General features: G+C 65.4%; 14 protein-coding genes and 1 tRNA gene. 11 read left to right on the top strand and 4 right to left on the bottom strand.

Annotation, left to right across the window (positions count from 1 at the left end; translation table 11 throughout):
* Positions 1-17 precede the first annotated feature (17 nt).
* The 3 genes from QZL87_RS03005 to QZL87_RS02995 are packed head-to-tail and all read left to right on the top strand — an operon-like array spanning position 18 to position 3824.
* On the top strand, positions 18-548 hold the full coding sequence (locus QZL87_RS03005; RefSeq protein ID WP_295323577.1) for an RNA polymerase sigma factor: 531 nt from the start codon (positions 18-20) through the stop codon (positions 546-548).
* A complete protein-coding gene (locus QZL87_RS03000; protein WP_295323575.1) occupies positions 541-1476 on the top strand; it encodes a FecR domain-containing protein in 936 nt (311 codons plus the stop codon). The genes QZL87_RS03005 and QZL87_RS03000 overlap by 8 nt, the downstream gene beginning before the upstream one ends.
* Positions 1473-3824, top strand: coding sequence for a TonB-dependent receptor (locus tag QZL87_RS02995; protein WP_295323572.1), 2352 nt, complete (start codon positions 1473-1475; stop codon positions 3822-3824). Before QZL87_RS03000 ends, QZL87_RS02995 begins: the two co-directional genes overlap by 4 nt.
* Before the next feature lie 220 nt (positions 3825-4044).
* Here the strand turns inward: QZL87_RS02995 and QZL87_RS02990 are convergent, their stop codons facing one another.
* The 3 genes from QZL87_RS02990 to QZL87_RS02980 all read right to left on the bottom strand — a co-directional run bounded on the left by QZL87_RS02990 (position 4045) and on the right by QZL87_RS02980 (position 7023).
* Positions 4045-4962 (bottom strand): MBL fold metallo-hydrolase, encoded by a 918-nt coding sequence (locus tag QZL87_RS02990; protein ID WP_295323570.1) that lies wholly within the window; start codon positions 4960-4962, stop codon positions 4045-4047.
* Positions 4963-5545: 583 nt separating this feature from the next.
* Positions 5546-6772: an integrase arm-type DNA-binding domain-containing protein gene (locus tag QZL87_RS02985; RefSeq protein WP_295323567.1), complete on the bottom strand. Its 1227-nt coding sequence runs from the start codon at positions 6770-6772 to the stop codon at positions 5546-5548.
* A gap of 164 nt (positions 6773-6936) precedes the next feature.
* Positions 6937-7023, bottom strand: a tRNA-Leu gene (locus QZL87_RS02980).
* 199 nt (positions 7024-7222) lie between these two features.
* Between QZL87_RS02980 and QZL87_RS02975 the strand changes: the two genes are divergently transcribed.
* The 7 genes from QZL87_RS02975 to QZL87_RS02945 all read left to right on the top strand — a co-directional run bounded on the left by QZL87_RS02975 (position 7223) and on the right by QZL87_RS02945 (position 17828).
* A complete protein-coding gene (locus QZL87_RS02975) occupies positions 7223-8161 on the top strand; it encodes a complex I NDUFA9 subunit family protein (protein WP_295323564.1) in 939 nt (312 codons plus the stop codon).
* Positions 8161-8961 carry an undecaprenyl-diphosphate phosphatase gene (locus tag QZL87_RS02970; RefSeq protein WP_295323562.1) on the top strand — a complete coding sequence of 267 codons (801 nt, stop codon included), beginning with the start codon at positions 8161-8163 and terminating at the stop codon, positions 8959-8961. The genes QZL87_RS02975 and QZL87_RS02970 overlap by 1 nt, the downstream gene beginning before the upstream one ends.
* A gap of 159 nt (positions 8962-9120) precedes the next feature.
* Positions 9121-10563, top strand: coding sequence for an NAD(P)-dependent oxidoreductase (locus tag QZL87_RS02965; protein ID WP_295323559.1), 1443 nt, complete (start codon positions 9121-9123; stop codon positions 10561-10563).
* On the top strand, positions 10560-11738 hold the full coding sequence (locus QZL87_RS02960; protein ID WP_295323556.1) for a DUF2059 domain-containing protein: 1179 nt from the start codon (positions 10560-10562) through the stop codon (positions 11736-11738). Before QZL87_RS02965 ends, QZL87_RS02960 begins: the two co-directional genes overlap by 4 nt.
* 115 nt (positions 11739-11853) lie before the next feature.
* Positions 11854-16383 carry a glutamate synthase large subunit gene (gltB, locus tag QZL87_RS02955; protein WP_295323554.1) on the top strand — a complete coding sequence of 1510 codons (4530 nt, stop codon included), beginning with the start codon at positions 11854-11856 and terminating at the stop codon, positions 16381-16383.
* Positions 16384-16585: 202 nt separating this feature from the next.
* Positions 16586-17011 (top strand): hypothetical protein, encoded by a 426-nt coding sequence (locus QZL87_RS02950; RefSeq protein ID WP_295323551.1) that lies wholly within the window; start codon positions 16586-16588, stop codon positions 17009-17011.
* A 145-nt stretch (positions 17012-17156) separates the two neighbouring features.
* On the top strand, positions 17157-17828 hold the full coding sequence (locus QZL87_RS02945) for a glutathione S-transferase family protein (RefSeq protein WP_037556711.1): 672 nt from the start codon (positions 17157-17159) through the stop codon (positions 17826-17828).
* 222 nt (positions 17829-18050) lie between these two features.
* On the opposite strand, the gene ubiG is transcribed toward QZL87_RS02945, so the two are convergent.
* On the bottom strand, positions 18051-18776 hold the full coding sequence (gene ubiG, locus QZL87_RS02940; RefSeq protein ID WP_295323548.1) for a bifunctional 2-polyprenyl-6-hydroxyphenol methylase/3-demethylubiquinol 3-O-methyltransferase UbiG: 726 nt from the start codon (positions 18774-18776) through the stop codon (positions 18051-18053).
* 160 nt (positions 18777-18936) lie between these two features.
* Here ubiG and QZL87_RS02935 point away from each other — a divergent pair, with 160 nt between their 5' ends.
* Positions 18937-20184 (top strand): aspartate kinase, encoded by a 1248-nt coding sequence (locus QZL87_RS02935; protein ID WP_295323546.1) that lies wholly within the window; start codon positions 18937-18939, stop codon positions 20182-20184.
* The last annotated feature ends 63 nt before the right edge of the window (positions 20185-20247 follow it).

Below are 20247 nucleotides of genomic sequence, written 5' to 3'. Positions count from 1 at the left end.
TGGGATGGGGGCAAGCCATGACCGAGCATGCCTCGACAGAAGCCGTTGCCGCACCCGCCACTGGTCTGGAAGCCGTCTATCTCGCGCACCGGGATCGGCTTCTGCGTTTCCTGCGCGCCCGTGGCGCCGGGGCTGGAGCCGAGGATCTCGTGCAGGAACTATGGCTTCGGATCGCATCGAAGCCGACCGGACCGGTCTTCGACCCCCTGAGCTACCTCTACCGGGCAGCAAACAACCTGATGCTCAACGACCACCGGGCCGACGCCCGAAATGCGGCACGTGAAGAAGCTTGGGGAGAGGCACATTTGGTCGGCGCGGCGAGCGCCGCTGAGGCGGCTCTCACTGCTAAGGAGGAAGTCGCCCGCGCGCGGCGCCACCTTGCGGCGTGCAGCACCCGCGTACAGGAGATATTCTTTCTTTTTCGCATCGACGGGTTGAGCCAGCGTGCCATAGCGGAACGCTATCACCTCAGCCTGAGCGCGGTGGAAAAGGACATTCAGCGGGCCTACCGAGCGATTGCGTCGTTGAAGGATGAAGACGATGGCTGAATATGGGCCCGATCCGCGGCATACCGCAATCGACTGGCTTACCCGCCAGCGCGATCCCCTGTTCGACGATTGGGACGAGTTCATCGAATGGCTCGAGGCTGACCCGTCGCACGCGGCCCTGTATCAACAGCTTATGGAGCTCGACGCTGCGGTTGCCGATGACCTGGCCGTCGATCCCCCGCAATTCGTCTCCGACGCCAACCCGGCCGAAGGCCCGCCCGAGCGACGGCGGCGAACCGGTGTGTTTGCGGCAGGAGCGGCGGCACTATTGGCACTTGTCGCCTTCGTCATGCTACACCCCCGCGGCGCTTATGAAGTCGCGACCCACGAAGGTCAGCGCAAGCACATTTCGCTAGCAGACGGGAGCCGGATCGTCCTCAACAGCGATACCCGGATGCGGCTGGACCCCGACCTGCCGCGTTCGGCAGAGCTCGTCACCGGTGAAGCGCTTTTCGACATCATTCACGACGAGCGCACACGGTTCAAGGTCACCTTCGATGGTGGCACGGTCCATAATTTGGGAACGCGTTTCATCGTCGGCCGGAAAGGCCGCCGGACAGAAGTCGCCGTCGCCGAGGGAGCCGTCGCTTTCCAGAGCGGGAAGAGCCAGGCGGAACTGCGACCCGGGGAGCGAATTGTCGTAACCGGCGGCCGCATAGTCCGGGATTCGATCGCGAAAGAGGCGATCGGCCGATGGGCAACGCCCAGGCTCGATTACGAGAATGAGCGCCTCCAAAACGTCGCGGCCGACCTATCGCGTGAACTTGGCGCCCCTGTTTCGGTTTCACCGGCAGCAGCGGATATACGAGTCAGCGCGACGATCCAGCTCGATCTCGACGTCGAAAGCAGCGTGGCGCAATTGGGACCACTGCTCGGAATCGAGGTGCGCCGCGACCGCGATGGATGGACGCTGTTGCCGGGAAGATGAGGCGCGATTACGGAATTGCCGCTGCCGCCGGCATGGTCCTCGCGCAGGCGAGCCCGGCGTGCGCCCGCGACCTGATATCGGTCGACGTTCGGGCGGACACACTGCAAACCGCGCTGCGGATACTCGGCGCGCAAACCCGATCGAGCATCGCGCTGGCCGATCCCGCGATGGCAAATCTGGAAACTCGAAAGGTTCGGGGCCGTATGTCGGCCGAACAGGCGCTGCGGCGAATGGTGCGCGACCTGGCAGTCGATGTGGTGGTGCTTGGACCTTCCAGTTTTCGCCTGATCCCCGCGCACCGCCGTAGGGCGCACCGAAAAGCCGTTCGACCTGCCCTTGCCGCGCCGACAATCCCGCCGCCGCCCGACGTCGAGATCATCGTTACCGCCAGCAAGCGACGAACAAGCCAGTCGCATTATCAGGGCAGCCTCCAGACCATCGAGGCGAGCAGCTTGGCCCATGCAGAATATCGCGGCACCGAAGCGATCGAACGCACCGGAACGTCGCTCAGTTCGACCCACCTCGGCCCGGGGCGCGACAAGCTGTTCTTGCGCGGGGTCGGCGATTCCAGCTTTAACGGAAATACACAGGCCATCGTCGGACAATATCTCGGCGAAGCACGCCTTAATTATTCAGGCCCGGACCCGGATCTGCGCCTTTACGATATCGCTCGCGCCGAGATCCTGCTCGGACCGCAGGGAACGCTCTACGGCGCGGGCTCGCTTGGAGGGATCATCCGGATCGAACCCAATCGGCCCGATCCCGACCTGATGCAGTTGCAGGGCACTCTGGCGACCTCGACCTTCAGTGGCGGGACGCGAGGTAGCGAAGCTGCAGCGATGATGAATGTGCCGCTCGGCTGGAACAGCGGCGCGGTGCGCCTCGTCGGTTACCATGTGCGCGAAGGCGGCTATATCGACGACTTGTCACGCGGCGTCATGAACAGCAACATGCTCGAAATCACCGGAGGGCGGGCCACCGTAAGCATCGCGCCGGACGGTGCATGGCGCGCCGAAATCCTGAGCGTATGGCAGGATATCGATGGACGGGATGCCGGATATGTCGACCGCCGCCTCGGTCGCCTGGCGCGGGCGTCCGTCATAGCCCAACCCTACTCCAACCGATTCCGGTTGGTGTCGGCTACGCTCCGCGGCGAGCAGGAGGGGCTCGATATCGCGGCGAACCTGTCGCGTTCACACACGCGCCTGCACGACATTTTCGACGCAAGCGAACCGCTGCCGGACACGCTGGCCCTGATGAGGCACGAAACTTCGAGTGTGAGTTCCGCCGAGGTGCGGATCGGCCGCTCGGGACCGGCGGGAAGCGGTTGGCTCATCGGCGGTTCGGTCGTCGACAGCAGAAGCCGATTTTCCTCCGCGCTGTACTATCGGGTTGCGCCGCCGCTTGGGACGAACACCGCCGCCTCGATACGCGAATATATCCTGTTCGGCGAAGCGTCTGAAGCGATAGGTCCCCTCGCCCTGTCGATCGGCGCGCGTGCTGCGCGGTGGCGTGGTCGCGCCCTGCATGTGTCGGACACGAATTCTCCCGAGGGGCCCTTTAGTTGGAACGATGAGGGTTGGAACATCCTTCCCGGCGTATCGGCGTTGCTTACCCTGCCCGGCGACGTCCAATTCCTCGTTCGCTATGCAGCAAGCTATCGCCCTCCGACCGCGGCGGCGTCGCCTGCCGGCTTCATCGCCCTGTCCGGCGATCGCTACACCGCGTGGGAGGCGGCCGTACGCCGTCCCGCAGATGACGACCGGTCGCTGACAGGCAGTTTGAGCATCTCGGTGGGTCGCTGGCGCGACGTGCAGGCAGATGTCATCGATCATGCCGGCTATCTCACGGCGGCGAATATAGGCGATGCGAAGACGCTCACAGTCGAGGCGCTGGCGCTATGGCGTTTGTCGGAATGCCTGACGCTGAACGGCAGCATCACACTGAACCGGGCGATAGTTACGGCCACAAAGCCGAGCAATATCATTGTCACCGAGGGACGCCTGCCCAACATCCCCGATATGAACGCCCGGGTGGCGGTTCAATATGCCAGTCCGGCCAACGTGAAAAATCCTTACCGATTTTCCGCGGCGCTGCGTCGCACGGGCCGATCGCGGCTTGGCATCGGGCCTGAACTTGGGCGGTGGCAAGGCGGTTTTTCCGATGTTGACCTCGACGCCCACTTGACCCTCGGCAGAGCCGAACTCCATGTCGGCGTCGCCAATATTTTCGATACCGCAGGCAATCGTTTCGCACTCGGATCGCTAGCGCAACCGGGAGCATCAGACCTCTTCGTTCCGCAAACGCCCCGTCGCTTCAGTCTCGGTATCAGAATTTCAGCTCCTTAGGCGGCGCACGGAACAGATCCGCAATCTACCTTTGGCGTTGTACCGGCACCTCGTCCTCACCGGAACGCAAGGGACGGCGCATCGATCACTTGATTGTGCTCTTGGAAATATTGAAGCGGCGGCCATGTCCGGCCATCTGGACCGTGGCCGCCGCTTCGAGGAGATAATATCGTGGCTGCCCGGGGCCTCAGGACCTAAGGCAGTTCGGTGCGATCAGCCGTCAATAATCCCAGACGGCGGGAACCGCGCGAAAGGCGTCGCCCGAGACTGCCACATGATAGATCGACGGGAACGGCAGATGCGTTGCCACGAAGGGTTCACGGGTTTCGGCGAACTCGCGCAGCAGATTGACGCGGACGCGGGCAGCCTCTTCGGGATCATGTTCGAAGCCATTGTGCCAGCCGGGCTGATCGAAACCGGTCTGAAAGATGGCATCACCAACGAACGTCAGTCGCTCGCCATCCGACGTCAGCCGGACCATGCAATGCCCGGGGGTGTGCCCGCCGGTAAGCTGGGCAGTCACGCCGGGCGCGACCTCGGCTTCATTCTCGAAGGTTTGGATCTGGCTGCCATATTGCTCCATAAATCGCTTGGCGGTGCCACGCAACGCATCGGGGAAGCCTTCGGGCATCGCGGTCTTCGAGAAGTCGGGATTCTTCCAGAATTCGACCTCGGCGGCCGCGACGTGAACGCGCAGGTCGGGTCGCATCCGCTCGCGCGTGCCGTCGATGGTCAACCCGCCGATATGGTCCATATGCATATGGGTCACCACGACGTCGGTGATCGAATCGAGCGCGATGCCTGCCGCCTCCAGCCGCTGCACCAGGCGGCCCGCCTTTTCCAGCTTGAGGTTAGGGTCCATACCCAGCCCGGCATCGACGAGAATGATCTGGTCGCCGCTGCGCACGACAAGAACGTTTAGCGGCCACTCGGCCACTCCGTTCGGCAGGAACTGTTCGTCCAGCCATGCGTCGAGGACCTTCGGCTCGACATTATGCGCGAGCACATGCGCGGGGATTGGCAGGATACCGTCGCTGATTATCAACACATCGATATCGCCGACCTGAAGCGCGTACCGCGACGGCACCAGCTCGTCGCGGGCAGGTCCGTCAGATTTCAAGACAGTCTCGAGGGTCATGCCAATCTCCTTGTATCATTTGTTGGGAGGCTTGGATCGCCCATCCGGGTCGTTGACGGTATCGTGCCGGGCGACAGGGCCGGGCAATTTAAGGAGCAGGCAGACCTGTTCTTTTAGATAGGTCGCATTCCGGCGCGGAGAGGTCCTGCCGACGATATCGGCAAGGGCCTAGGTGAGCATAAGCGGCAGCGCGCACCCGGCTTTTAGCGCCCTGTTGGCTTACCGCGGACTGAGTCTAATATGGTCTGCCAGAGCATAGGTCTAGCAACCCTGTTGCCTACCACCCCCCAGATAAATCTAGATAAACCTTAAGTCTTAGTTATGGGCCCCGCTCGACTTCGAGATAGTTACGGGGGCCGATAGAACGAGCAAGTCTGCCCGTCGTCCACTCACAGGACTGGAGACATGAAGATGGATTATCTACGTTGGCTGTTCAATGGATGGCTTCTCGGCATCCGCTGATTAAACGGGCTATCGTCGCGCGGTGCCGCCGGTTCTGCGTTGACGATAGTCTGGCGCTACAGAGTGGCATATGCCTCTCGCAACTAACATTTGTGGCCCCGCCCATTGCCGGGAGCGCCATCTAGCGCTGTCGGCCAAACAGGGGTTTCAACACCTTGGCTCCGTCGCGTTGGCGATCCAGGTAATCGGACCAAAATTGCATCATACGGACCCGCTCTTCCCAATATTCACCGCGAGTGTAGGCTCGCCGGACGCCGTTGTTTTCCATATGTGCCAGTTGACGTTCGATCGCGTCCGGGTTGAATTTCCCGGACTCGTTGAGCAGCGTCGCCGCCATCGCGCGAAAGCCGTGCGCCGTCATTTGCTCCTTCCCGAATCCGAGTGCGCGGAGGGCGGCATTGACGGTGTTCTCCGACATGGGCCGACGTGTTGAGCGAAGCGACGGGAAACAATATCGGCCCGTGCCCGTCAGCTCATATAGCTCTTCAAACAGACGCACGACCTGCCTCGAAAGGGGGACGCGATGCGGCCGACGCATTTTCATCTTATGTTCGGGAATATCCCAGACGAGGCGCTCGGCATCAAATTCGTTCCATTCCGCCTGCCGCAACTCACCCGGCCTGACAAAAAGGTGCGCCGACAGGCGAAGCGCGAACAGCGTGATCGCATGACCGGAATAGCCCTCGATCGCGCGCATCAGTTCGCCCGCCTCCTTCTCCGTGGTGATGGCAGCCAGGTGCTTGACCTTCGGCACGGTCAGCGCGCCGCGCAGGTCGCCCGCGGGATCACGTTCCGCCCGCGCCGTTGCAATAGCATAGCGAAAGACGCGGCTCAGGACGCTTCGCATCCGCCGCGCGCTTTCATAGCGCCCGGTCGCCTCGACTGAGCGAAGAACGAGGAGCACCTCCTGCGCGGTGATTTTCGAGACCGCGCGATTGCCGATGCGAGGATAGGCCTTGTCCAGGAGCCAGCGGATTTTGGCGAGCGTGATATCCGCCATATCTTCGCGCTTGTTCTTCTCGACCCACTCTTCCGCAATGCGCTTGAAACTATTGTCTTCGGAAATCGCCGCGCGCGCCTGCTCGAGTTTCTTCTCGTGTGAAGGATCGAGGCCCGCTGCGATCTGACGCCGCGCCTCATCGCGCTTGGCGCGCGCGTCAGCCAGGCTGACCGCAGGCCAAGCGCCGAACGCCAGCGTGCGATATCGGCCGTGATATTTGTAGTTCATGCGCCACAGTTTGCTTCCGTTCGGCCGAACAAGCAGAACGAGCCCGTCTCCATCGGTCAGCTTGTAGTCGCGGTCGCGCGGCTTGGCGTTAGTGACAGTGGTGGCAAAGAGTCGGTTCATGAGGGTATCGCCCTTCGAAAGGGGCGGAACGATACCCTCCAGGATACCCTCTTTGTTCCCGATTGGTGCCGTATTCGCCCGAATTTGGTCGGACGAGCATAGCACAAAAAGTGGCTGAAATCTCCCGTTTTTCGGACATTCTCGGACGCCCCCGGAAGAACAAATGGTGCCCAGAAGAGGACTCGAACCTCCACGACCTTGCGATCGCCAGCACCTGAAGCTGGTGCGTCTACCAATTCCGCCATCTGGGCACGGGGTAGGAGCGGGCGCTTAGCGGCGGGGTGGCCGGCTTGTCAACCGCGTCGCGGCAGCGCAGGTGCATTTTATCGCAAGGCCGAGGGTTTTGCGTCCTGTCGCCGCCTTCGCCCCTTGCTCCCCTTCCCGCTTCGCGGCATGGGAAGGCCGTCGGCGCGCCCCGCGCCATCCAGAGAATCGATACAGGCGGACGCAATGCAGAAACTCGACGGGCAATTGATCACGGTGCTGGGCGGCGGGGGCTTCCTTGGCCGCTATGTCGTGCAGCGGCTGCTCGCGCGCGGCGCGCGCGTCCGCATCGCCCAACGCGACCCGCGTGCCGCGACCTTCCTCAAGCCGCTCGGCGGGCTCGGCCAGACGCAGTTCGTGGCGTGCGACGTGCGCGACGCCGGGAGCGTGGCGCGCGCGGTGCAGGGCAGCGATGCCGTCATCAACCTTGCCGGCGCGTTCGCCGACATGCAGGCGGTGCAGGCCGATGGCGCGGGCCATGTCGCGACGGCGGCGAAGGCGGCGGGCGCCGGCGCGCTCGTCCATGTCTCGGCGATCGGCGCCGACCCCGAAAGCGCCTCGGCCTATGGCCGCAGCAAGGGCGACGGCGAAACCGCGGTGCGCGCCGCCTTCGCCGATGCCGCCATCCTGCGCCCGTCGATCCTGTTCGGACGCGAGGATCATTTCATCAACCGCTTCGCGGGCATGATGCGCTTGGCGCCGGTCGTCCCGGTGATCGCGCCGCGCGCGAAATTCCAGCCCGCCTATGTCGGCGACGTGGCCGATGCGGTGGTCGCGGCGCTCGGCGGCGACGCGGCGGGCAAGACCTATGAGCTTGGCGGGCCGCAGGTGCTGATGATGGGCGAATTGCTGCGCTGGATCGCCGATGCGACGGGGCGCTCGCCGCTGTTCGTCGACGTGCCCGATTTCATCGCCTCGGCGCTCGCCACCGGCTTCGGCTGGGCGCCCGGAGCGCCGATCACCAAGGATCAGTGGCTGATGCTCCAGCGCGACAATGTCGTCGCCGAAGGTGCCGAAGGTTTCGCGCAGCTTGGCGTCACGCCGGCCTCGCTCGCCTCGGTCGCCGACGGCTGGCTGGTCCAGTATCGCCGCCATGGCCGCTTCGCCGAGCTTGCCGCGCGATAATGGGTATCTGGCTGACCGCGATCATCCTCGGCATCGTCGAGGGTCTCACCGAGTTTTTGCCCGTTTCCTCGACGGGGCACCTGATTCTGGCGACGGAACTTCTCGGCTATGACGCCGCGCGCTGGGCGATCTTCAACATCGCGATCCAGCCGGGGGCGATCCTGGCGATCGTCGTGCTGTACCGGAAGCTGTTCTGGGAGATGTTCACCGGCTTCTTCCGGCGCGACCGCCAAGCGATCGCCTTTGTGCGCAACTTGGCTCTCGCCTTCTTCCCGGCGGTCGTCCTCGGGCTCGCGTTCGGGGATTATATCGAGCTGCTGCTCGAAAATGCCGTCGTGGTTGCCTGGGCGCTCGTCATCGGGGGCTTTGCGATCCTGCTCGTCGAGCGGTTCGCGAAGACAAGGGACGTCGGCGGGGTCGCCAATGTGTCGGCGCGCCAGTCGATCCTCGTCGGGCTGGTCCAGTGCATCGCGATGATCCCGGGGGTCAGCCGCTCGGGCGCGACGATCCTCGGCGCGATGTCGTTCGGGGTCGACCGCAAGACCGCGGCCGAGTTCAGCTTCTTCCTCGCGCTGCCGACGCTGACCGGCGCGACCGTGCTCCAGCTGTTCAAGCATCGCGACGCGATCACAACCAACGACCTCGGCCTGATCGCGCTCGGCTCGCTCGTCTCGTTCGTCGTCGCCTGGGCGGTGATCAAGGCCTTCCTCGCCGTGGTCACGCGCTATGGTTTCGCGCCCTTCGCCTGGTACCGAATCATCGTCGGCGTCGCGGCGCTGATCTGGCTCGGCATGAGATAGGTCCGAAACGATACTAATTGACGAAAGATAATTGCGCAGACCGCTTTGAGAGCAAATTTGCCCTCCAATTTAGGTCAAGAATATTGTCCTATCCCGTAATTCGCCCGTGACACGGCGTTTCGGGCCATGCAATTCCGCCTTCAACGAAGGGGATATTGCATGGCTTCCGAACGCATGCTCCAATTTGTGGGGCGTGAACAATCCTATCCGGACAAGCGCTCGCCCGAAGAGCGCGCGCGCGACTTTCGCGAGATCGCCGAGCGTTACGCGGCTCCGCAAGCCGATGCGCAGGCGGCGCGCTGCTCGCAATGCGGCGTGCCCTATTGCTCGGTGCATTGCCCGCTGCACAATCATATCCCCGACTGGCTGCGCCTGACGGCCGAAGGCCGGCTGCGCGAGGCCTATGAGCTCAGCAACGCGACCTCGACGATGCCCGAGATCTGCGGCCGCATCTGCCCGCAGGATCGCCTGTGCGAAGGCAATTGCGTGATCGAATTTTCGGGCCATGGCGCGGTGACGATCGGCAGCGTCGAGAAATATATCACCGACACCGCCTGGGCCGAGGGCTGGGTCGAGCCGCTGCACGCCGGCGCGGCGACCGGCCAGTCGGTCGGTGTGATCGGCGCGGGCCCGGCGGGGCTGACCGCGGCCGAATATCTGCGCGCGCAGGGGCATGAGGTGCATGTCTATGACCGGCACGACCGCGCGGGCGGCCTCCTCACCTATGGCATCCCCGGCTTCAAGCTCGAGAAGGATGTCGTGATGCGGCGCATCGACCGGCTGACCCAAGGCGGCATCCATTTCCACCTCGGTTTCGCGGTCGGCGAAGACGCGACGCTCGACGCGCTGCGCCAGAAGCATGACGCGATCCTGATCGCGACCGGCGTCTACAAGGCGCGCGAGATCAACGTCCCCGGCAATGGCGCCGATGGCGTGATCGCCGCGCTCGACTATCTGATCGCGTCGAACCGCAAGAGCTTCGGCGACGCGGTTCCGGCGTTCGACGACGGCCGCCTGAACGCTGCGGACAAGCATGTCGTCGTGATCGGCGGCGGCGACACCGCGATGGACTGCGTTCGCACCGCGGTGCGGCAGGGCGCGAAGTCGGTCAAATGCCTCTATCGCCGCGACCGCGAGAATATGCCGGGATCGCAGCGCGAGGTCGCCAATGCCGAGGAGGAAGGCGTCGAGTTCGTCTGGCTTTCGGCCCCCGAAAGCTTCACCGCCGACAAGCATGTGAAGGAAGTCGCGGTCGCGGGGATGCGCCTCGGTGCGCCCGACGCGAGCGGCCGCCGCAGCCCCGAGGCCGATCCCGGCCGCAAGTTCGACGTGCCCGCCGACATGGTGATCAAGGCATTGGGCTTCGACCCCGAGGAGCTGCCGCACCTGTTCGGCTCGCCCGACCTGTCGGTCACGCGCTGGGGCACTTTGCGCGTCGATCACCAGACGATGATGACCAGCCTGCCGGGTGTCTTTGCGGCAGGCGACATCGTGCGCGGCGCGAGCCTGGTCGTCTGGGGCATCCGCGACGGCCGCGACGTCAGCGAACAGATGGCAAAGTGGTTGAAAGCCAAGGCGAAAAGCGAAAAGAAGGCGGCATGACCAAACAGGGAAGGAAATATATGATGCCGTCGTTCCAATCGATCCTGCTCGCCGGTGCCGCCGCCTTGACTCCGCTGGCACCGGCCGGAGCCGTGCAGCAGGAAACGCACGCCGAAATCATCTCCTATTCCGTCGATCAGGAAGATCCTGCATCCGACCCTGCCGAGGCCAAGGCCAAGATGCAGCGCGAAATGGACGAGGCGATCGCGCTGATCGAAAAGATGTTCGACACGAGCGACCTGCCGCCGATCGACCCCGCGCGCCTGACGCTGGCGCAGCAGACGACCGCCGCGCTGATCCCGGCCGGCAGCATCGAGAAGATGGTCGACAACCTCTATGGCAAGATGTTCAAGACGTTCATGGGCGAGTTCGGCGGCCAGTCCGACCTGATGCTCTCGATCAAGACCGGCGTCGAAAGCGACCAGATCGCCGCGCTCGACGAGGCGACGAAGGGCAAGGTCGCCGACATGTTCGACCCGCACCGCAAGGAACGCGACGAGCAGATCAACCGGGTGATCAAGCCGCTGATCAGCGAGGCGCTCGCCGACATGGAGCCGCCGATGCGCGAGGGGCTCGCCAAGGCCTATGCGCGCAAGTTCACCGGCGCTGAGCTCACCGACCTCAATGACTTCCTCGCGACGCCGACAGGCCAGCTCTATGCCGGCGAATGGATGGCGCTGCAGGCCGATCCCGAAGTGATGGTCGCGGTGATCAAGGCGGTGCCTCCGCTGATCACCAAATTCATCGACCGCGCGCCCGCGATCGAGAAGGATCTGAAGGACCTGCCCAAGGAGAAGCAGCTTTCGGACTTCGACGACAAGGAACTCGGCAAGCTCGCCAAGCTGTTGAAGGTCGATGTGAAGACGCTCGAGGAACATCGCGACCTGTGGAACAGCGAGGCGACGGAAGCCGCCGACGCGGTCGCGGTCGATGCGGCCGACGATTATGCGGTCGAGGCCGCCAGCGAGGCCGCGGATGCCGCCGCGGTGGCGGCCGATGCCGCGGTGGCGGTCGACGATCCCGCCTATGACCGCACCAACTGGTCGGCCGATGACGTGAAGCGCGTCGAGGAACTGGAAGCCGCCTCGGCCGCTGCCGCGACCGCCTATCTCGAAGCCGAAGCCGAAGCCGCCGAGAAGGCGCGCGCGCGGCTGGACAACAAACCTTCCGACTAAAGCCCTCCGTCATCCCGGCGCAGGCCGGGATCTCGACGGGCGAGTTGACAATGCACCGATGAGATCCCGGCCTTCGCCGGGATGACGATAGGGAAACAGGACCGTCAGGACGAAGATGATGACCCATTACCCCACCCCCGAGCACGCGCGGCTTGCCGAGCAGGGCATGTATCGCCCCGACATGGAATCCGATGCCTGCGGCGTCGGCATGGTCGCGGCGACCGACGGCAAGCCGTCGCGCCGCGTCGTCGAGGCGGCGATCGAGGCGCTGCGCGCGGTCTGGCACCGCGGCGCGGTCGATGCCGACGGCAAGACCGGGGACGGCGCGGGCATCCATGTCGACCTGCCCGTCCGCTTCTTCGACGATGCGATCGCGGCGTCGGGGCACCGGGTGCGCCCGAACCGCCTCGCCGTCGGCATGGTCTTCCTGCCGCGCACCGACCTTGGCGCGCAGGAGGAGTGCCGCACGATCGTCGAGGCCGAGATCATCGACGCGGGCTTCACCATCTATGGCTGGCGCCAGGTGCCGGTCGACGTGTCGGTGATCGGCGACAAGGCGCAGCGCACGCGTCCCGAGATCGAGCAGATCATGATCGCCGGGCCGCTGCCCGAGGAACAGTCGATCGACGAGTTCGAAAAGCAGCTCTATCTCGTCCGCCGCCGCATCGAGAAGAAGGTGATCGCGGCGCAGATCGCCGATTTCTATATCTGCAGCCTGTCGGCGCGCTCGATCATCTACAAGGGGCTGTTCCTCGCCGAGAGCCTCGCCGATTTCTTCCCCGACCTCACCAACAAGCTGTTCGAGAGCCGGGTCGCGATCTTTCACCAGCGTTATTCGACCAACACTTTCCCGCAATGGTGGCTCGCGCAGCCGTTCCGCTGCCTCGCGCATAATGGCGAGGTCAACACGATCCGCGGCAACAAGAACTGGATGAAGAGCCACGAGATCAAGATGGCGAGCCTCGCCTTCGGCGAGCATAGCGAGGACATCAAGCCGGTGATCCCCGCGGGCGCGAGCGACACCGCCGCGCTCGACGCGGTGTTCGAGGCGCTGTGCCGCGCCGGACGCGACGCGCCGACCGCGAAGCTGATCCTGGTGCCCGAGGCGTGGACGACCGAATGCGACGTCCCCGATAACCACCGCGCGATGTATAGCTATCTCGCGAGCGTCATGGAGCCGTGGGACGGCCCCGCCGCGCTCGCGATGACCGATGGCCGCTGGGCGGTCGCAGGCATGGACCGCAACGCGCTGCGGCCGCTGCGCTATACGCTGACCGCCGACAATCTGCTCGTCGTCGGATCCGAAAGCGGCATGGTGCTGCTGCCCGAGGCGAGCATCCGCAAGAAGGGCCGCCTTGGCCCGGGCCAGATGATCGCGGTCGACCTCGACGAAGGACTGCTATTCGAGGATCGCGCGATCAAGGACAAGATCGCCGACGCCGCCGACTATGCGTCGCGCGTCAAGGGGTTCCGCACGATGGCCGACCTGCCCAAGGGCGGCAAGTCGAGCCTGCCCGCGTGGGACCGCGGCGAGTTGCTCCGCCGCCAGGTCGCCGCCGGGCTGACCATGGAGGATATGGAGCTGATCCTCTCCCCCATGGTCGAGGATGCGAAGGAAGCGATCGGCTCGATGGGCGACGACACGCCGCTCGCGGTCATCTCCGACAAGCCGCGCCACGTCGCGCAATTCTTTCGCCAGAATTTCAGCCAGGTCACCAACCCGCCGATCGACAGCTTGCGCGAACGGCATGTGATGAGCCTGAAGACGCGCTTCGCCAACCTCGCCAACATCCTCGACGAAAAGGGGCAGAGCGACCATGTCCTCGCGATCGACAGCCCGGTGCTGGTCGGCGAGGATTGGGATCGGCTGCGCGCTTATTTCGGCGATGCGGTCGCCGACATCGATTGCACCTTTCCCGCCGACGGCGACGCCGCAACGCTGCGCGAGGCGATCGCGCGCGTGCGCCGCGAGGCCGAGGATGCGGTGCGCGCGGGGCGCAGCGAGCTGTTCCTGACCGACCAGAATATCGGCAAGGACCGCGTCGGCGTGGCGATGGTGCTCGCCGCGGCCGCGGTGCATACCCATCTCGTGCGCAAGGGGCTGCGCAGCTATGCCTCGATCAACGTCCGCTCGGCCGAAGTGCTCGACACCCACGCCTTCGCCGTGCTGATCGGCGTCGGCGCGACCACCGTCCACGCCTATCTGGCCGAAGCGGCGATCGCCGACCGGCAGGCGCGCGGGCTGTTCGGCGAGCTGACCCTCGACGAATGCCGCCTGCGTTTCCGCAAGGCGATCGACGATGGCCTCTTGAAGATCCTTGCCAAGATGGGGATCGCGGTGATCTCCTCCTATCGCGGCGGCTATAATTTCGAGGCGGTCGGCCTGTCGCGCGCGCTCGTCAACGATCTCTTCCCGGGCATGCCGGCGAAGATTTCGGGCGAAGGCTATCAGTCGCTGTTCATCAACGCGGTCGAGAAGCATGAGGCGGCGTTCGACGGGCGCGTCACCACCCTGCCCATCGGAGGCTTCTATCGCCAGCGCGCGGGGGGCGAGGCGCACGCCTTCTCCGCGCAGCTGATGCACCTCCTCCAGACCGCGGTCGCGACCGACAGCTACTCGACCTATCTGCAATTTTCGCGCGGGGTCGCCGACCTGCCGCCGATCTATTTGCGCGACCTCGTCGAGTTCAACTATCCGGCGCAGGGTGTGGCGCTCGACAGCGTCGAGGCGATCACCGAGATCCGCAAGCGTTTCGTCACCCCGGGCATGTCGCTGGGCGCGCTTTCTCCGGAGGCGCATGAGACGCTGGCGATCGCGATGAACCGCATCGGCGCCAAGGCGGTGTCGGGCGAAGGCGGCGAAGCGAGCGAACGCTACAAGCCCTATGCCAATGGCGACAATGCCAACAGCAACATCAAGCAGATCGCGAGCGGCCGTTTCGGCGTCACCGCCGAATATCTCGGCGCGTGCGACGAGATCGAGATCAAGGTCGCGCAGGGCGCCAAGCCCGGCGAAGGCGGCCAGCTGCCCGGCCACAAGGTGTCCGAGTACATCGCCAAGCTGCGCTATTCGGTGCCGGGCGTGGGCCTGATCTCGCCCCCGCCGCACCACGACATCTATTCGATCGAGGATCTGGCGCAGCTCATCTACGACCTCAAGCAGATCAACCCGAAAGCGCGGGTGTGCGTCAAGCTCGTCAGCTCGGCGGGCATCGGCACCGTCGCGGCGGGGGTCGCGAAAGCCCATGCCGACGTCATCCTCGTGTCGGGCAACACCGGCGGCACCGGCGCCTCGCCCCAGACGAGCGTCAAATATGCCGGGACGCCGTGGGAAATGGGGCTCAGCGAAGTCAATCAGGTGCTGACGCTGAACGGCCTCAGGCACCGCATCCGGCTGCGCACCGACGGCGGGCTCAAGACCGGGCGCGACATCGTGATCGCCGCCATTCTCGGCGCCGAGGAATATGGCATCGGGACGCTGAGCCTCGTCGCGATGGGCTGCATCATGGTGCGCCAGTGCCATTCGAACACCTGTCCGGTCGGCGTCTGCACGCAGGACGAGAAATTGCGCGCGAAGTTCACCGGCAGCCCCGAGAAGGTGATCAACCTGATGACCTTCATCGCCGAGGAGGTGCGCGAAATCCTCGCCAAGCTCGGCTGCCGCAGCCTCGACGAGGTGATCGGCCGCACCGAATTGCTGCGCCAGGTCAGCCGCGGCGCCGAGCATCTCGACGACCTCGATTTGAACCCGATCCTCGCCAAGGTCGATGCGCCCGACGATCAGCGCCGCTCGCAGGGGCCGAACTTCCGCAACCCGGTGCCCGACAGCCTCGACGCGCAGATTCTCAGCGACGCCAAGCCGCTGTTCGAGCGCGGCGAGCGCATGCAGCTCACCTACAACGTCCGCAACACGCACCGCGCCGTCGGCACGCGCCTGTCGGCCGAGGTCACCGCGCGCTTCGGGATGAAGGGGCTCGCCGACGACCATGTGCAGGTGCGCCTGCGCGGCACCGCGGGGCAGTCGCTGGGCGCCTTCCTGTGTCAGGGCGTGACGCTCGAAGTCTTCGGCGACGCCAACGACTATGTCGGCAAGGGGCTGTCGGGCGGGCGCATCGTCGTGCGCCCGACGGTGTCGAGCCCGCTCGTCAGCCAGCACAACAGCATCGTCGGCAACACCGTCCTCTATGGCGCGACCGCGGGCACTTTGCTCGCGGCGGGCCAGGCGGGCGAGCGTTTCGCGGTCCGCAATTCGGGCGCGCGCGTCGTCGTCGAGGGCTGCGGCGCGAACGGCTGCGAATATATGACCGGCGGCACCGCGGTGATCCTCGGCCCCGTCGGCTCGAACTTCGGCGCGGGGATGACCGGCGGCATGGCCTTCATCCTCGACACCGACGAGCAGTTCGAGCGCCGCGCCAACGGCGAATCGATCGTCTGGCAGCGGCTCGCGAGCAGCCATTGGGAAGCGGTGCTCAAGGAACTCGTCGAGGAACATGCCAAGGCGACGGGCAGCAAATGGTCGGCCGAGGTGCTCGCCGACTGGGACCGCTGGCGGCTGCGCTTCTGGCAGGTGTGCCCGAAGGAAATGCTGAGCCGCCTGACGCATTCGCTGAACGAGGAAGAGGTCGAGGTGGTCGCGGCGGAGTAGATATTCGTCGCCCCCGCGAAGGCGGGGGCCGCCATCGGCCTTGCGCCGTATCTCCAGCGGCCCCCGCCTTCGCGGGGGCGACGGTTAGACGCGTCCTTGCATCGGTCCGCCGCAAGGCATGATATGTTCACCCCAGCGAAAGCGTCTTTGGGCTAAAGACGCCGCCTTACTGCACCCCCTCGTCCCTCGAAAGGACCGAGTCATGACCCGTCTCGCCCTCATCGCCCTCCCCCTCGCCGCGCTCGCGGCGCCGCTGCCCGCGGCCGCCAGCGAGATGAACGACACCGTCGCCGTGCTCAACGATCCGGCGGCGCAGGACCGCATGGCCGAAACGATCACCGCGATCGTCGGCGCGCTGATGCAGATGCAGGTGGGGCCGCTCGCAAAAGCCGTCGCGCAGGTCGATCCCGAATCCGACGCCGCATACATCCCGCCCGACGCGACGCTCGGCGAAGTGACGGGCAGCGACCCCTATTATGCCGAGCGCATGGGCGACGACGTCCGCGCGACGACGCGCATGGCGGGCCATGCCGCGGCGGCGCTCGCGGCTTATGCGCCGGTGCTCAAGGACATGGCGCGTGACCTTGCCGCGCAGTGGGAGCGCGAGCGCGCCGACGCGCGCCGATAAACCCCTCACTTCGTCATCCCGGCGCAGGCCGGGATCTCGCCGGTGCGTTGTTATGCAAGGTCGAGATCCCGGCCTGCGCCGGGATGACGGTGGGTTGTTCGCATAGCCGTTGCGCGCCACGCCCCGCTGCCGCTATGCCGGACTTATGTGGCAACTCTATCAATTCCCGCTCTGTCCCTTTTCGCGCAAGGTCCGCCTTTTGCTGGGCGAAAAGGGCGTCGGGTACGAATTGGTGCGCGAATCGCCGTGGGAGCGCCGCGACGAGTTCATCGACCTCAACCCCGCCGGCCGCACCCCGGTGATGGTCGATCAGGCGCGCGGTCAGGTGCTGATCGACAGCATGGCGATCGCCGAATATTTCGAGGAGACGGTCGAAGGCAAGGCGATGATCAACGGCACCGCGGCGAACCGCGCCGAGATCCGCCGGCTGACCGCCTGGTTCGACCATGATTTCTATTATGAAGTCACCGGGCCCTTGCTGTTCGAGCGAATGCAGAAGCGCATCGTCCATCGCCAGCCGCCCGACGGCGGCGCGCTGCGCGAGGCGATGAAGGCGGCGAACAATCATCTCGACTATGTCGATTATCTGATCGACCACCGCACCTGGCTCGCCGGCGCGACGATGAGCCTCGCCGACCTGACCGCGGCGGCGCATATCTCGGTCGCCGACTATCTCGGCGGCATCGACTGGACGGGGCACGAGCAGACCAAGGGCTGGTATTCGGGGCTGAAATCGCGCCCCAGCTTTCGCCCCTTGCTGGCGGAGCGGATGGAGATCGTCAGCCCGCCGAAATATTACGAGGATGTGGACTTTTGACGCGCCACGGAATCCCCGGCGAAGGCCGGGGGTTCCGAAGCGTCAACCCCCGCGAAGGCGGGGGTCTTCAGCGGCCTGACGCTTCCTCTCCGTATCCGTCATCCCGGCCTTCGCCGGGATGACGATTCAGGTAAGGATGATCATGCTCCAACCGTCGCCCCCGCGCAGGCGGGGGCCGCCGTCGGTTTACGCGGGGGCGACGGTCATTTCCCGGCCCCTGTTTCAGTCGGGCCACCGCGCCGCGACCAGATAGTTGAGCGCCTCGCTGCCGCCGAGCTTGAAACCCTTGGCGGCCGAGGGCGACAGGCCGGTGCGGTCGATCACCTCGAGCCCCGCGCCTTCGAGCAGCTTCGTCAATTCCTCGGGCTTCAGGAACCGGTCCCAGTCGTGCGTCCCGCGCGGCACCGCGCCGACGCGTTCGGCCGCCTCGACGAGCAGCAGCTTCGACAGCATCGTCCGGTTCGGGGTCGAGAGGATCATCAGCCCGCCGGGCGCGAGCCGCGCCGCGAGCCCGCCGACGAAGGCGGCGGGATCGGCGACATGCTCGACGACCTCCATCGAGGTGACGAGGTCGAAGGTCGCGGGCGGCAGCGCGGCGAGTTCGCCCGAGAAATAGGCGATCGCAAGCCCCTGCCCGGCCGCATGCTCCTTCGCCGCCGCGATATTCTCGGGCGCCGCATCGACGCCGGTGACCTTCGCGCCCATCCGCGCCAGCGGCTCAGCGAGCAGCCCCGCGCCGCAGCCGACGTCGAGCGCGGTGCGGCCCGCGAGCGGATGACGCTCGCGCGCGTCGACGTGCCAATGCGCGTCGATCCGGTCGCGGATATAGGCGAGCCGCACGGGGTTCAGCTTGTGCAGCATCGCCGACGAACCATGCGGGTCCCACCAGTCGGCGGCGAGCGCGCCGAAATGGGCGGCTTCGTGCGGGTTGATCGTCGCGGCGCTCATGCCCCGCGATGTGGCACCGCGCCTCGCGCCATGCAAGAAATTCTATCGCGCGCATAGGTTCTCACGCTTGCCATCGCCCTCCCCCTTCCGTAACGACGCGAGCGCCGCGGAAATCCAAGGGAAAGTTGCGGCCGAAACCAGATCAGGAAAGCGGGGCGAGATGGCGCGGATCGTGATGAAATTCGGGGGCACGTCGATGGCGGGCACCGAGCGGATTCGCACCGTGGCGAAGCTCGTCGCGCGCGAGGTCGCGCAAGGCAATGAGGTCGCGGTCGTCGTCTCCGCAATGGCGGGCGAAACCGACCGGCTCGTGAATTTCTGCCGCGAGGCGAACCCGCGCTACGATCCCGCCGAATATGACGTCGTCGTCGCGGCGGGCGAGCAGGTCACCTCGGGCCTGCTCGCGCTGACCCTGCAGGCGATGGGCGTGCCCGCGCGCAGCTGGCTCGGCTGGCAGCTCCCGATCCGCACCGAGGAAGCGCACGCCCGCGCGCGCATCATCGACATCGACACCGGCGCGCTGACCGCCGCGATGGGACGCGGCGAAGTCGCGGTGATCCCCGGCTTTCAGGGCATGATGGACGACGGCCGCGTCGCGACGCTCGGCCGCGGCGGCTCGGACACCAGCGCGGTCGCGGTCGCCGCCGCGGTGAAGGCCGACCGCTGCGACATCTACACCGACGTCGACGGCGTCTACACCACCGACCCGCGCATCGTCGCGCGCGCGCGCAAGCTCGATTTCGTCACCTATGAGGAAATGCTCGAACTCGCGAGCGTCGGCGCCAAGGTGCTCCAGACGCGCTCGGTCGGGCTCGCGATGAAGATGGGCGTGCGCGTGCAGGTGCTCTCCAGCTTCGTCGAGGGCGACGCGGCTCCCGCAAAAGGCACGATGATCGTCAGCGACGAGGAAATAGAGGAACATCAGATGGAACGGCAGCTGATCACCGGCATCGCCCACGACAAGAATGAAGCGAAGATCATCGTCACGCGCGTCCCCGACAAGCCGGGCGCGGTCGCCAACATCTTCGGCCCGCTCGCCGCGGCCGGGATCAACGTCGACATGATCATCCAGAACGTCGGCCGCGAAAAGGGCGAGACCGACGTGACCTTCACCGTTCCGGGCACCGACCTCCTCCGCTCGATCGACCTGATCGAAGGCGCGAAGGACAAGATCGGATTCAACCGCATCATCAGCGACGACAAGGTGGCGAAGGTCAGCGTCGTCGGCGTCGGCATGAAGAGCCACGCGGGGGTCGCGAGCACGATGTTCCGCGCGCTGGCCGATCGCAGCATCAACATCCAGGCGATCTCGACCAGCGAGATCAAGGTCAGCGTGCTGATCGACGAGGACGAGACCGAGCTCGCGGTGCGGGTGCTGCATACGGCGTACGGGCTCGACGCGGAGTAGGACCTGTTCGGTCTGGACGGGATCAAGCCCCTCCCCTTCAGGGGAGGGGCTAAGGACGCCTTG

This window comes from uncultured Sphingopyxis sp. (assembly GCF_900078365.1).
In the GTDB taxonomy this organism is placed as follows: domain Bacteria; phylum Pseudomonadota; class Alphaproteobacteria; order Sphingomonadales; family Sphingomonadaceae; genus Sphingopyxis.
The sequence above is the reverse complement of the archived record's forward strand: the minus strand, read 5'-3'. Positions and strand labels throughout refer to the sequence as shown.